Origin of the sequence: Klebsiella sp. HMSC25G12 (assembly GCF_001807705.1) — a bacterium.
Lineage (GTDB): Bacteria > Pseudomonadota > Gammaproteobacteria > Enterobacterales > Enterobacteriaceae > Klebsiella > Klebsiella variicola.
This window is the reverse complement of the sequence record NZ_KV789854.1, coordinates 80,119-92,738: the sequence shown is the minus strand read 5'-3', so window position 1 is coordinate 92,738 and position 12,620 is coordinate 80,119. Positions and strand designations below refer to the sequence as shown.

Sequence of the window (12,620 nt, the reverse complement as noted above, 5' to 3'; positions counted from 1 at the left end):
AACTCTATCTTATTAAGATTTATAGACATTCACCACCGCCTTCAACAAGCCTGAGGGATAATGCGGTTACCGGGAGCGTATAGTATTCAGTCAATTGATTAAAATAGTAGCGGAACCGAGTCTGTATATTGAAACATGGTAACTTTTTATCGCCGATATCGCCAGTCAGGTCTGTTTGGCCGCGGTTTGCCAGACGATGAAACAGACGCTGACGCCGGGGAGATATATTCAGTATAGCGGGGAGAAAGCAGAGGGACTGACGGGCAGAGGGCGAGCCCGTCAGAAAATTAAACAGAGGGTTTCGCTCGCTTATCGTGACAACGTCACTTTTTGGTAATCCATATTCCGCAGGTCCTCCAGCAGCCCGGGGCCAACCGGCTGCCACTGCAATCGCTCACGGGTCCATGCTGAGCTGGCGCGCAGGTCAAGGGCGGTAAACGGCGCAAACCAGCCGAACCAGGCGTCGACCTGCGACTCATCCAGGTGGGTCAGCGGCAGGTTTAATCCCTGAGCAATTACCGTAGCAATATCGCGTAACGCGATCCCCTCTTCGTCCACCGCATGGTAGCGCTCGCCGGCCGCGCCCTGCAGCAGGGCGCTAACGTACAGTCGCGCGACGTCATTGACATGGGCGGCGGACCAGCGGTTGCTTCCCTCGCCGCGCAGGGCCACCGCCCCGTTGGCGACCGCGCGTTCGATATAGCTGGTCAGTAGCCCCTGGCGCACGGTGTCATGTACCTGCGGCAGGCGAACCACCCGAACATCCACTCCCGCCTCCAGCAGTTGCTGACCGGCGAGCTCAGAGGCGGTGCGCGGGCTGGGGTGCCCTGAGTTGAAGAACGACTCCCGGGCCGGGACGCCGCTCCCGTCGTCGCCCATCAATGTGCCGGAGGTGATGACCAGCGGCCGCGCGCTGCCTTGCAACGCCCGACCCATGGTCAGGATCGCCTGGCGGTCTTTCTCGCAGTTGGCGGCAAAGCGGCTGAAGTCGTGGTCGAAGGCGGTATGGATCACCGCGTCAGCGCCCTCGACGCCAGCCAGTAGCGAGTCCGGGGCGTCCAGCGTGCCGCGGTGCACATCGACGCCTGCCGCTTTCAGGGTCTGCGCTGCGGTGTCGCTGCGCGCGAGGCCGATAACCTGATGGCCCGACGCCTGCAGGGCCGGAAGAATACGTGAGCCGATAAATCCGCTCGCGCCGGTAAGAAATATACGCATCATGGATCTCCTGAACGGGTTTCAGGCGTATCCTACCTGCGATGTCATACTATAAAAGTAGAGACATTATCGGGGTATAAATTCTAACAGGCATAACCCACAGGCAGATGATGAACACTTCTGACAACCATGCTTTAGGCGATTTTCTCCGCGCCCGGCGCCAGCGCCTCGATCCGGCGACGTTTGGCTTCCCGGCGGGACGTCGGCGCACGCCGGGGCTGCGCCGCGAAGAGGTCGCGCAGCTCGCCAGTATCAGCCCGACCTGGTATACCTGGCTTGAACAGGGGCGCGGCGGGGCGCCCTCCCGCGAGGTGCTGGAGCGGATCGCCTGCGGTCTGCGGCTGACCACTCCGGAGCGCGAGCATCTGTTTATTCTCGCCTTTGGCCATCCGCCGCAGACGCGTCTGACGGTGACAGATGATATGACGCCGCGGCTGCAGCGGGTGCTTGACGCTATTACTATTCCGGCGATTATCCGCACCGCCAGCTGGGACGTCATCGCCTGGAACGCGGCGGCGGCCAGGGTGCTGACCGACTACAGCCAGCTACCGCTGGCGGAGCGCAACGTACTGCGTCGCCTGTTTACCCGACCTGAAGCCCGCTGCACGCTGGAGGACTGGCAGACGGTGGGGCAGCTTATCGTCAACGCTTTTCGCGCCGACGTCACCCGGATGGGGGCGACGACGGAAACTGACCAGTTGATCGCTGAACTCACGCAGCAGAGCGTTGAGTTCGCCCGTTTCTGGCAAAGCCATGACGTCGCCGGCCACGGAGAAGGCTATAAGCGCATTCACCATCCGCAGATGGGCCCGCTCGATCTGGAGTTCACCTCTTTTGCCGTGGAAAGCCGCCCCGATCTGTCGCTGCTGGTTTTCAACCCGGCGACGACGGAGAGCCAGCGCAAAATTCACGGATTGCTTGCGGGGGCGGGATCCTCGCCGGGAGCGCGCTGAGGCGTAAATTCGTACAGCGCCAAAGCGTTGCTTTCCAGCGAGTCGACCCGCAGCCAGTGTCCGTCAAGCCGGGCATCTTCCACACTGAGCGCCGGACGAGCCCGATGCATCAACCACTGGTAATCCTCAGCGTCGGGGCCGCTGCGGCTGCGAAAGGCGTCGACCAGCGGGAATAACGCGCCATGATGCTGATCGAACAGGTGCTGTTTGACGCGCCAGCCGCCCTCCAGGCCCTGCAGCCGCACGCTGTAGGGCTGGCTGAAACGCTGGATAAAGGCCGCTTCGCTGGAGAGCCAGGGATTGTAGACCACCGTATTGCGCAGCAGCAGCTGGTAGTGCCCCTGGTGGTGAAGCAACAGCAGGTTTTTATCCTGAAACAGGATCTCGCCGCGCAGCCGCCGCCAGAGCCACAGTACCCAGTAAACCGGGCGAGGCAGCCCGTGCAGATAGTGCAGCGCCAGGCTGGAGGTATCGAGCTTCCCGTTAGCGCGGGCTTCGCCCTGGAGGCCTGAATTTAACCAGAAGCCCGCCAGCCAGACCTGGTCCGCCACCCCCAGCAGATTATCCATCAACAGCGCGCCGCGAAAAAAGCGGCCGTTGGTATCCCGCGTATCGCCGGTCAGGGTATTCCAGGAGAGCAGCCACAGCGGCAGGTTAAGCTGTCGCTGGCGCAGGGCGCTGTGGATCTGCCGCAGCTTGTGCAGCGGATAATGTTCGCTGGAGGCCAGGCGGCTGCTGTCTGCCTGCGCCAGATCCAGTTGTTCGTTGGCATCTGCCTGGCAGGCGAGAAAATCCGCCTCCGCCAGCAGCGGTGAGTGAAACAACGGATCGTTACCGGGATCGCTGGGAGCAAAGCGGTGCCAGATCCCCAGCTGCGGCTGCGGCAGCAGGCGGTGAAGAACCTCGCGCTGCTGGCGCCAGGCCGCCTGGCGGGTCGCTTCGCTGGCCTGCGGCGACCAGTGCCAGACAAAGCGCCAGCTGTTGAGCGTGGCCGGCGGAAAATGGTTGGCGGCGAGCAGCAGAAACCGCTGCAGCAGGTCGCTGCGGGTGGTGACGCCGGTGTGGAGGATCACGTTCCAGCCCATCGCCGCCAGCCAGCTAAAAATCTGCTGCAGGTTATACCAGCAGGCGTAGCCGGCCATCTGCGGATCGTCCCAGCCGGTGCCGAACAGCCGGCTGCTGAGAAAGGGATCGTTGATATCGATGGCATACACCGGCAGGGCGCGGTGCAGCTGCTCCAGTTCTCGGCGCACATCCTCCCGTAGCAGGTCGTCCAGCTCGCGCACGGTCACCACCATCCGGGTATGGCGCAGCACAGCGGCGCGCGCCGGGCGATCGTGCAGGTTGATCTCCCGGGTCTGCGGCGGATTGATCGGCAGCGGGGGACTTTCCCGGTCGCGTGGTTCCGGTTCATTGAGGCGAGCATAGAGCCGGTCGACAGCGACCAGCTGCCAGCGGTCGGCCTGCGGCGGACGCGGTCGGGCAAGCTCCCGGGGATGCTGTTCACGATACTGGCGCGGCGTCACGCCGTGCTGGCGCTTAAACAGATCGCTCATCATACGGGTACTGGCGAACCCCTGTTCGCGGGCGATTTGCTGGGCGGGTTTGCGGGTGGTCAACAACTGATCGGCGGCGTGGCGCAGGCGCAGCGCGGTGAGGTACTGAACAAAACTCACCCCGACTTCTTTGTGAAATAAGCGTGACAGCCAGGCCTCGGAGACAAATTCCGCTGCCGCCACCTCCTGCAACGAGAGGCGGCGCTGATAGTTGGCGTCGATCCGCGCCACCACGCTGGCTATTCGCCGGCTCCAGTTCTCCGCTCCGCGGCGCGGCGTGGAGGCGATGGGCTGGCTGAAGCGCGTGGCCAGCAGGAGCGCTATCTCACTCAGCCAGCGGTTGGCCTCCAGTCGGTAATGGCCGGGATGCTTGACCAGGCCGCTCACCAGCAGCTGGCGCATCAGGCGGCGCAGGCCGTCCTCCGCATCCCGGGTGCGCGGCGTTATCTGATAGTCGACAGCAAAAAAAGCGCTGTCAAGGCGGGTCAGCCAGCTGGCGGAAAGGGTCAGGATCATCACTGCGTTGGTACCGGCGCTGCGCAGACTCCAGCGACGGTTGCGGTTAACGATCGCCAGCTCGTCGGCGGCGAGCGGCTGCGGCACACCTTCCGCCTCCGTCAGATTTACGCTCCCCTCCAGCACCCATAGCAGCGTCAGCAGATCGCCTTCTGTCTGGTTCAACTGACGTACATCGCGCACGGTGACGCTAAAGTCGCCTGAATGCTGCTCCACGTGACACTCCTCCGCAGACAAAAAACAACCCGTTATTTTTTGTCATAACTGATATGTATGAAAAACAGTCATTGATTTCTCGTCAATATAAAACAAAAAAGCGCACCTGAAAGCTGTTTCACCCGCATAAACTCGAAAGTGTCGTGCAAACACAACACAGGAATAACAAAAATGACACATCCGTTGCTTGAAGCCTTGCAGGTCAACGAGGCGCAATTTATTGCCCTGCGTCGCCAGTTCCACCAGCAGCCGGAGATCGGCTTTGAAGAACATCAAACCAGCAATGAGGTCGCTCGACTGCTTGGCGAGTGGGGATACGAGGTTCACCGCGGCCTGGCGGGCACCGGAGTGGTGGGCACGCTGCGCGTCGGCCACGGAAAAAAACGCCTCGGCCTGCGGGCGGATATGGATGCCCTGCCGATGCAGGAGCGGAGCGGGAAGCCGTGGGCAAGCCAGGTTGACGGGCGTTTCCACGGCTGCGGCCATGACGGGCACACCACCACGCTGCTCTACGCGGCTGAATATCTGGCGCGCACCCGCCAGTTTACCGGGACGCTGCAGCTGATTTTCCAGCCCGCGGAAGAGCTGTTGTACGGCGGGCGAGTGATGGTCGAGGACGGTCTGTTTGACCGGTTCCCCTGCGATGCCATCTTCGGCTTGCACAATATGCCGGGTCAGCCGCTGGGCAAGATCGGCCTGCGCGACGGGGCGATGATGGCCTCCTCCGATACGCTGCATATTGAGGTGAAAGGCGTTGGCGGCCACGGCGCGGTACCGGAGCATACCGTGGATGCCACGCTGGTCGCCTGCCATATCACCCTCGCGCTGCAGTCGATCGTCTCGCGGAATATCACCCCGTTCGAACCGGCGGTGGTCACCGTCGGCAGCATCCAGGCCGGACACGCGCCCAATATCATTAACGATCACGTGCTGATGAAGCTCACGGTGCGCACCCTCAACGAGCAGGTGCGCGAGACCGTGCTGCAGCGGATCCATGATATCGCCGTGGCTCAGGCGGAGAGCTTCAACGCCACGGCCACGCTGACGCACGTCAACGGCAGCCCGGTATTGCGTAACGATCCGGCGGCCAACGCGATGGTGCGGGAGGTGGCGACATCGCTGTTTGGCGCAGAGCAGGTGGGCGAGGTGAAGCCGTTTATGGGCAGTGAAGATTTTGCCTTCATGCTGGAACAGCACCCGCATGGCAGCTATTTCACCATCGGCGCTGGCGATGAGCCGGATCGCTGCATGGTCCATAACCCGGGCTATGACTTCAACGACGCGCTGTTGCTGACCGGGGCGGCGCTGTGGTGCGGTCTGGCGGAACACTATTTGCGTTAATCACCGGAAACAGGAGGGCCATGCGATGAGCACTGTCACCGTGAGCGACACCCCCTTTGTCGGCAGCGATCGCCTGCTGGTGGGGATTGTGCTAAGCGTTTTAACCTTCTGGCTGTTTGCCCAGTCGGTGATTAACGTGGTGCCGGCGATGAAAAGCAGTCTTGATATCTCCCTTGAAACCTTAACCCTGGCCGTCAGTCTCAGCGCGCTGTTCAGCGGCTGTTTCGTGGTCGCCAGCGGCGGCCTGGCGGACAAGTTTGGCCGGATGCGGATGACCACCCTCGGACTGGGGCTGAGTATCGTCGGCAGCGCCATGCTGGTGGTCGCTCAGGGGCCGGGGCTGTTCCTGGCCGGCCGGGTGCTGCAGGGGCTGTCGGCGGCGTGCATTATGCCGGCGACGCTGGCGCTGATTAAGACCTGGTATGAGGGGCGTGCGCGGCAGCGGGCGGTCAGCTTCTGGGTCATCGGCTCGTGGGGCGGCAGCGGTCTCTGTTCCTTCGTTGGCGGAGCCATTGCCACCGGGCTCGGCTGGCGCTGGATCTTCGTCTTCTCCATTGCCGTCGCTCTGCTGGCGCTGTTTTTGCTGCGCGGCACGCCGGAGAGCCGCAGCGCCAGCGCCAGCCAGCATAAGCTGGACGTCGGCGGTCTGCTGAGCCTGATTGCCGCGCTGGTGCTGGTGAATTTGTTTATCAGCAAGGGCCATGGCTGGGGATGGAGCAGTCCGCTGTCGTTGACCATGCTGGTCGGGGCGCTGGCGGCGGGGGCGGTATTTATCCGCAACGGCATGCGCAAAGGCGAGGCGGCGCTGATTGATTTTGCGCTGTTTCGTAACCGGGCCTACGGCGCGGCAGTGCTGTCGAACTTTCTGCTCAATGGGGCGATTGGCACCATGATGATCGCCAGCATCTGGCTGCAGCAGGGGCACCACCTGACGCCGCTGGAGAGCGGGATGATGACCCTCGGCTATCTGGTGACCGTCCTGGCGATGATCCGGGTGGGCGAGAAGCTGCTGCAGCGCTATGGCGCCCGGCTGCCGATGATGGCCGGGCCGGTGCTGACCGCGATTGCCATCGGCCTGATATCCTGCACTTTTCTCGATAAGGCGCTGTATATCGGGGTGGTGTTCGCCAGCAACGTGCTGTTTGGCCTCGGGCTGGGCTGCTACGCCACACCCTCAACGGATACGGCGGTGGCCAACGCGCCGGAGAACAAAATCGGCGTCGCCTCGGGGATCTACAAGATGGGCAGCTCGCTGGGCGGGGCGATGGGTATTGCCGTGACGGCGTCACTTTTCGCGCTGTTTTTGCCGCTGGGCATGGCCCATGCCGCCCAGTATGCCCTGTGGTTTAACGCCGTCTTATGCCTGGGGGCGATGGCGGTGAGCGCGCTGCTGCTGCCGCGCGCCTCTCACAGCTGATGTTTTTTCAGTAGCGCGCGGAGCTGGTGATAGGTTAACCCCAGCAGCTCCGCCGCCTGCTTCTGATGATACTTCGCCTGCTGCAGACTCCGCTGCAGCAGGCGTTTTTCCTGCTGGAGCTGAAAATCGCGCAGATCCAGCGGCAGAGCGGGCAGCTCGTCCCCGGACGCGGCCTCCGGCACAGAGGCCGCGGTCTGACGGAAAGGGTTGAGGATAATGGCGTCCAGCTCGTGCTCGCTGTCGCCGTGGCGATAGACCGAGCGCTCAACGACATTCTTCAGTTCACGAATATTCCCCGGCCAGCGGTAGCCGAGCAGCGTTGCGGTGGCACGTTCGCTGAAGCCGGGAAACAGCGGCAAACCGAGCTCGCGGCACATCTGAATGGCAAACTGGTTGGCGAGCAGCATGATGTCGCTCTGCCGTTCACGTAGCGGCGGAAGCTGCACCACGTCGAAGGCCAGACGGTCGAGCAGGTCGGCGCGAAAATGGCCTTCCTCCACCATCCGCGGCAGGTCAGCGTTGGTGGCGCACACCAGCCGGACGTTGACCTGCAGCGGCTGGCTGCCGCCCACGCGCTCCAGCTCGCCATATTCAATCACTCTTAACAGCTTCTCCTGCACCAGCATCGGCGCCGTCGCCAGCTCATCAAGAAATAACGTCCCGCCGTCGGCGCGCTCGAAGCGCCCGGGATGGCGCTTGCTGGCCCCGGTGAAGGCCCCGGCTTCGTGGCCGAATAGTTCCGAATCGAGCAAATTGTCGTTCAGCGCCGCGCAGTTCAGCGAGATAAACGGCCCCTGCCAGCGGCTGGAGAGGTAGTGGAGACGGTTAGCAATAAGCTCTTTCCCGGTGCCGCGCTCGCCGATGACCAGCACCGGTTTATCCAGCGGGGCCAGCCGGGAAACCTGTTCCAGCACCTCGAGAAAGCTGTTGGCCTCGCCCAGCAGATTATCCTTGTACTGCGCCATGATGAATTTCGCCATTAAGTAGTGTAATTAACCAGGTGACTGTAGCAATGCCCAGCACGTTTCGCAATCACCCTGTTTAAAATCAATAAGATAAAAAGTTGGCACGCCATTTGTATTAGCTAAGCCACAGGTGAATGCCTGAAACCAGAACTATGAGGATTGAAATTATGGGTATTTTTTCTCGTTTTGCCGACATCGTGAACGCCAACATCAACTCCCTGCTGGAGAAAGCGGAGGACCCGCAAAAGCTGGTGCGTCTGATGATCCAGGAGATGGAAGACACGCTGGTTGAGGTGCGTTCGACGTCGGCCCGCGCGCTGGCGGAAAAGAAACAGCTGTCACGTCGTATTGAGCAGGCGGTCGCCCAGCAGGCGGAATGGCAGGAAAAAGCCGAGCTGGCCCTGCGCAAAGAGAAAGAAGATCTGGCCCGGGCGGCGCTGATCGAAAAGCAGAAGCTGACCGACCTTATCGCTCAACTTGATCATGAAGTGCAGCTGGTGGATGAAACGCTGGCGCGCATGAAGAAAGAGATTGGCGAGCTGGAGAACAAACTCAGCGAAACCCGCGCTCGTCAGCAGGCGCTGGCGCTGCGCCATCAGGCGGCGAGTTCGTCCCGCGATGTGCGTCGCCAGCTGGACAGCGGTAAACTGGATGAGGCGATGGCCCGCTTTGAATCCTTTGAGCGTCGCATCGATCAGATGGAAGCGGAAGCGGAGAGCCACCGCTTTGGCAAGCAGCAGACGCTGGATCAGCAGTTTGCCGAACTGAAAGCGGACGATGAAATCAGCGAGCAGCTGGCGGCGTTGAAAGCCAAAATGAATCAGTCCAACCAGTAAGTATGATTGCGCGGCGCGGCGTTGCGCCGCGGCTCACCCCCTGTAAGGAGTACACATGAGCATGCTTTTTCTCGCCATTCCGCTGACGCTGTTTGTGCTGTTTGTTCTGCCGGTCTGGCTGTGGCTGCACTACAACAATCGCGGCGCCAACGGGAGTCTGACGCAAAATGAGCAGCAACGGCTGCTGCAGTTGACCGATGACGCGAAGCGGATGCGCGAACGTATTCAGGCGCTGGAAGCGATCCTGGATGCTGAACATCCGAACTGGAGAGACAAATAATGGCCGGACTGGATCTGAATAAAAAACTGTGGCGTATCCCGCAGCGCGGGATGGTGAAGGGCGTTTGCGCGGGCATTGCTCAGCATCTTGATGTCCCGGTGAAGCTGGTGCGTCTGATTACCGTGCTGGCGATGATTTTCGGCCTCTTTTTCTTTGTCCTGGTGGCCTACATCATTTTGACTTTTGCTCTGGATCCGATGCCGGACAGTGAACTGTACGGTCACAAGGCGCCGAGCAATGGCGATCTGCTGGCCGCCGTGGATGCCGAACTGGCCTCCGGTGAACAGCGCCTGCGTGAAATGGAGCGGTATGTGACCTCCGACACCTTTACGCTGCGCAGCCGCTTTCGCCAGCTGTAAATCCTGTTTTTAACGAGTGAGGCAACGCATGAATAGCAAATGGCAACGCGCCGGGCAGCAGGTGAAGCCCGGTCTGAAAATCGTCGGTAAGCTGGCGCTGCTGACCGCGCTGCGTTACGGCCCGGCGGGCGTTGCCGGCTGGGCGGTTAAATCGGTCGCGCGTCGGCCGCTGAAAATGCTGCTGGCGGTGGCGCTGGAGCCGCTGCTCAGCCGGCTGGCCAACCGCGTCACGCGCGGGATGAAATAATGCCGCCGTGGGGAAGGCGCAAAAGGATTAACGTTGTCCTGCTTATCCCCGGCAGATAGCTTATGATGACGAGACATACCTTCAGGGCATAACGGACTGGCGATGAAGCGACTGAAAACTGAATTGAATGCGCTGGTCAACCGCGGGGTTGACCGGCATTTACGTCTGGCGGTGACCGGCCTGAGCCGGAGCGGTAAAACGGCGTTTATCACCGCGCTGGTCAATCAACTATTGAATATCCACACGGGCGCCCGCTTGCCCCTGCTGAGCGCCGCACGCGAAGAGCGGCTGCTCGGCGTCAAGCGCGTGCCGCAGCGGGACTTTGGCATTCCCCGATTCACCTACGACGAAGGGCTGGCCCAGCTGTACGGCCAGCCCCCCATGTGGCCAACCCCGACGCGCGGGGTGAGCGAGATCCGTCTCGCGCTGCGCTACCGTTCGAATGACTCCCTGCTGCGCCATTTTAAAGATACCTCCACGCTGTATCTGGAGATCGTCGACTATCCGGGCGAGTGGCTGCTCGACCTGCCGATGCTGGCACAGGATTATCTGAGCTGGTCACGACAGATGACCGGGCTCCTGCAGGGACAGCGTGCGGAGTGGTCGGCCCGCTGGCGGCAGCTGTGCGCCGGGCTGGATCCGCTGGCCCCTGCCGATGAGGCCCGTCTGGCAGATATCGCTGCCGCCTGGACGGACTATCTGCACGCCTGTAAGCGCGAAGGGCTGCACTTTATCCAGCCCGGGCGCTTTGTCCTGCCCGGTGAAATGGCGGGTGCGCCGGCGCTGCAGTTTTTCCCGTGGCCCGACGTCGACGCCATCGGCGAAGCCAAGCTGGCGCAGGCCGATAAACACAGCAACGCCGGCATGCTGCGCGAACGCTACAAATACTATTGCGAAAGGGTGGTGAAGGGGTTCTACAAAGAGCACTTCCTGCGCTTCGACCGGCAGATTGTGCTGGTGGACTGTCTGCAGCCGCTCAACAGCGGGCCGCAGGCTTTTAACGATATGCGTCTGGCATTGACCCAGCTGATGCAAAGTTTCCATTACGGGCAGCGCACCTTGTTCCGCCGGTTGTTTTCGCCGGTTATCGACAAGCTGCTGTTTGCCGCCACCAAAGCTGACCACGTCACGGTCGATCAGCACAGCAATATGGTGTCGCTCCTGCAGCAACTGATTCAGGACGCGTGGCAGAACGCCGCCTTTGAGGGGATCAGTATGGATTGCCTGGGGCTGGCGTCCATTCAGGCGACCCAGAGCGGGCTGATTGAGGTGAATGGCGAGAAAATTCCCGCCCTGCGTGGCGATCGGCTGAGCGATGGCCAGCCGTTGACCATCTATCCCGGCGAGGTGCCGGCGCGTCTGCCGGGCCAGGCCTTCTGGCAGCAGCAGGGATTTCAGTTTGAAAACTTTCGTCCGCAGGTCATGGATGTCGATCGGCCTTTGCCGCACATTCGCCTCGACGCGGCGCTGGAATTTTTGATTGGAGATAAACTGCGATGAGCGAACCGTTAAAACCGCGGATTGATTTTGATGGTCCGCTGCAAGCGGAAAAAATTCCGCCGCTGAAAAGCGCCCGCGCCTTCGACACCCTGGAGGCCGACAACTTCGCGCCAGCGCGGCTGGTGACCGGCGAAGAGGAAGAGGGGGCGGCGGAAGCGGTGGTGGAGTCGGTCCTGCGACCCAAACGCAGCCTGTGGCGGCGGATGGTCAGCGCCGGACTGGCGATCTTCGGCGTCAGCGTCGTGGCGCAAGGCGTGCAGTGGACGGCTAACGCCTGGCAGACCCAGGACTGGATTGCGCTGGGCGGCTGCGTCGCCGGGGCGCTGATCGTCGGGGCCGGCGTCGGATCGGTGGCCACCGAGTGGCGCCGTCTGTGGCGACTGCGCCAGCGCGCCCACGAACGCGATGAAGCGCGCGATATGCTGCACAGTCACGCGGTCGGCAAAGCGAAAGCCTTTTGTGAGAAGCTGGCGCAGCAGGCCGGGCTGGATCAATCGCATCCGGCGCTGCAGCGCTGGTATGCCGCGATCCACGAAACGCAAAGCGACCGGGAAGTGGTGAGCCTTTATGCGCAGCTGGTGCAGCCGGTGCTCGATGCCCAGGCGCGGCGGGAAATCAGCCGTTCGGCGGCGGAGTCGACGCTGATGATTGCCGTCAGCCCGCTGGCGCTGGTGGATATGGCGTTTATCGCCTGGCGTAACCTGCGGCTGATCAACCGAATTGCCACGTTGTACGGCATTGAGCTCGGGTATTACAGTCGTCTGCGACTGTTTCGCCTGGTGTTGCTGAATATCGCTTTCGCTGGCGCCAGCGAACTGGTGCGCGAGGTGGGGATGGACTGGATGTCGCAGGATCTGGCGGCCCGGCTGTCGGCGCGCGCCGCACAGGGCATCGGTGCCGGACTGCTGACCGCCCGCCTCGGGATCAAGGCGATGGAGCTGTGCCGCCCGCTACCGTGGATTGCCGATGATAAACCGCGGCTCGGCGATTTTCGTCGCGAGCTGATTGGGCAGCTGAAAGAGACCCTGCAGAAAAGCAAAACCAGTCCGGAGAAGTAACCTCCGCTCAGAGACATTGCCGGGCGGCGGCTTCGCCTTGCCCGGCCTACCGGGCAGGTTGGATCCCGGCTCGCCCAGGCGTTCATTTAACCACTGACCGCCTGACTTTACGGCACAACGCCCATTTTTCCGCCATGCTGTCAATAATTGTTGACAGTTAG

12 protein-coding genes are annotated in these 12,620 nt (G+C 61.8%); 9 read left to right on the top strand and 3 right to left on the bottom strand.

What is annotated here, in order from left to right; genetic code table 11:
* Positions 1-309: 309 nt before the first annotated feature.
* Positions 310-1,218, bottom strand: coding sequence for an SDR family oxidoreductase (locus HMPREF3096_RS08475; RefSeq protein WP_162822773.1), 909 nt, complete (start codon positions 1,216-1,218; stop codon positions 310-312).
* A 107-nt stretch (positions 1,219-1,325) separates the two neighbouring features.
* Here HMPREF3096_RS08475 and HMPREF3096_RS08470 point away from each other — a divergent pair, with 107 nt between their 5' ends.
* Entirely contained in the window at positions 1,326-2,168 is an 843-nt protein-coding gene (locus HMPREF3096_RS08470; protein ID WP_032730152.1) for a helix-turn-helix transcriptional regulator, read from the top strand.
* On the opposite strand, the gene HMPREF3096_RS08465 is transcribed toward HMPREF3096_RS08470, so the two are convergent.
* Complete coding sequence (locus tag HMPREF3096_RS08465; protein WP_008805237.1) at positions 2,123-4,456, bottom strand: helix-turn-helix domain-containing protein; 2,334 nt, start codon at positions 4,454-4,456, stop codon at positions 2,123-2,125. The two genes, HMPREF3096_RS08470 and HMPREF3096_RS08465, sit on opposite strands and share 46 nt — an antisense overlap.
* A 171-nt stretch (positions 4,457-4,627) precedes the next feature.
* Between HMPREF3096_RS08465 and HMPREF3096_RS08460 the strand changes: the two genes are divergently transcribed.
* On the top strand, positions 4,628-5,797 hold the full coding sequence (locus tag HMPREF3096_RS08460) for a M20 aminoacylase family protein (RefSeq protein WP_008805236.1): 1,170 nt from the start codon (positions 4,628-4,630) through the stop codon (positions 5,795-5,797).
* Positions 5,798-5,822: 25 nt separating this feature from the next.
* On the top strand, positions 5,823-7,214 hold the full coding sequence (locus tag HMPREF3096_RS08455) for an MFS transporter (protein WP_008805235.1): 1,392 nt from the start codon (positions 5,823-5,825) through the stop codon (positions 7,212-7,214).
* On the opposite strand, the gene pspF is transcribed toward HMPREF3096_RS08455, so the two are convergent.
* Entirely contained in the window at positions 7,205-8,194 is a 990-nt protein-coding gene (gene pspF, locus HMPREF3096_RS08450; protein WP_008805234.1) for a phage shock protein operon transcriptional activator, read from the bottom strand. The genes HMPREF3096_RS08455 and pspF overlap by 10 nt on opposite strands.
* Positions 8,195-8,346: 152 nt before the next feature.
* On the opposite strand from pspF, the gene pspA reads away from it, so the two are divergent.
* The 6 genes from pspA to HMPREF3096_RS08420 all read left to right on the top strand — a co-directional run bounded on the left by pspA (position 8,347) and on the right by HMPREF3096_RS08420 (position 12,459).
* On the top strand, positions 8,347-9,015 hold the full coding sequence (gene pspA / locus HMPREF3096_RS08445) for a phage shock protein PspA (protein ID WP_002901908.1): 669 nt from the start codon (positions 8,347-8,349) through the stop codon (positions 9,013-9,015).
* Between the two features lie 55 nt (positions 9,016-9,070).
* Entirely contained in the window at positions 9,071-9,295 is a 225-nt protein-coding gene (gene pspB, locus HMPREF3096_RS08440; protein ID WP_002901911.1) for an envelope stress response membrane protein PspB, read from the top strand.
* Positions 9,295-9,654: an envelope stress response membrane protein PspC gene (gene pspC, locus HMPREF3096_RS08435; RefSeq protein WP_004203911.1), complete on the top strand. Its 360-nt coding sequence runs from the start codon at positions 9,295-9,297 to the stop codon at positions 9,652-9,654. Before pspB ends, pspC begins: the two co-directional genes overlap by 1 nt.
* Before the next feature lie 28 nt (positions 9,655-9,682).
* Positions 9,683-9,901, top strand: coding sequence for a phage shock protein PspD (gene pspD / locus HMPREF3096_RS08430; RefSeq protein WP_002901915.1), 219 nt, complete (start codon positions 9,683-9,685; stop codon positions 9,899-9,901).
* Positions 9,902-10,003: 102 nt separating this feature from the next.
* Positions 10,004-11,401: a YcjX family GTP-binding protein gene (locus HMPREF3096_RS08425; RefSeq protein ID WP_008805233.1), complete on the top strand. Its 1,398-nt coding sequence runs from the start codon at positions 10,004-10,006 to the stop codon at positions 11,399-11,401.
* Positions 11,398-12,459: a YcjF family protein gene (locus HMPREF3096_RS08420; RefSeq protein WP_008805232.1), complete on the top strand. Its 1,062-nt coding sequence runs from the start codon at positions 11,398-11,400 to the stop codon at positions 12,457-12,459. Before HMPREF3096_RS08425 ends, HMPREF3096_RS08420 begins: the two co-directional genes overlap by 4 nt.
* Positions 12,460-12,620 lie beyond the last annotated feature (161 nt).

Excerpts from the sequence above, each read along its gene's own strand:
- HMPREF3096_RS08475 (WP_162822773.1), bottom strand. The coding sequence starts at position 1,218 with ATGATGCGTATATTTCTTACCGGCGCGAGCGGATTTATCGGCTCACGT.
- HMPREF3096_RS08470 (WP_032730152.1), top strand. The coding sequence starts at position 1,326 with ATGAACACTTCTGACAACCATGCTTTAGGCGATTTTCTCCGCGCCCGG.
- HMPREF3096_RS08460 (WP_008805236.1), top strand. The coding sequence starts at position 4,628 with ATGACACATCCGTTGCTTGAAGCCTTGCAGGTCAACGAGGCGCAATTT.
- HMPREF3096_RS08455 (WP_008805235.1), top strand. The coding sequence starts at position 5,823 with ATGAGCACTGTCACCGTGAGCGACACCCCCTTTGTCGGCAGCGATCGC.
- pspF (WP_008805234.1), bottom strand. The coding sequence starts at position 8,194 with ATGGCGAAATTCATCATGGCGCAGTACAAGGATAATCTGCTGGGCGAG.
- pspA (WP_002901908.1), top strand. The coding sequence starts at position 8,347 with ATGGGTATTTTTTCTCGTTTTGCCGACATCGTGAACGCCAACATCAAC.
- pspB (WP_002901911.1), top strand. The coding sequence starts at position 9,071 with ATGAGCATGCTTTTTCTCGCCATTCCGCTGACGCTGTTTGTGCTGTTT.
- pspC (WP_004203911.1), top strand. The coding sequence starts at position 9,295 with ATGGCCGGACTGGATCTGAATAAAAAACTGTGGCGTATCCCGCAGCGC.
- pspD (WP_002901915.1), top strand. The coding sequence starts at position 9,683 with ATGAATAGCAAATGGCAACGCGCCGGGCAGCAGGTGAAGCCCGGTCTG.
- HMPREF3096_RS08425 (WP_008805233.1), top strand. The coding sequence starts at position 10,004 with ATGAAGCGACTGAAAACTGAATTGAATGCGCTGGTCAACCGCGGGGTT.
- HMPREF3096_RS08420 (WP_008805232.1), top strand. The coding sequence starts at position 11,398 with ATGAGCGAACCGTTAAAACCGCGGATTGATTTTGATGGTCCGCTGCAA.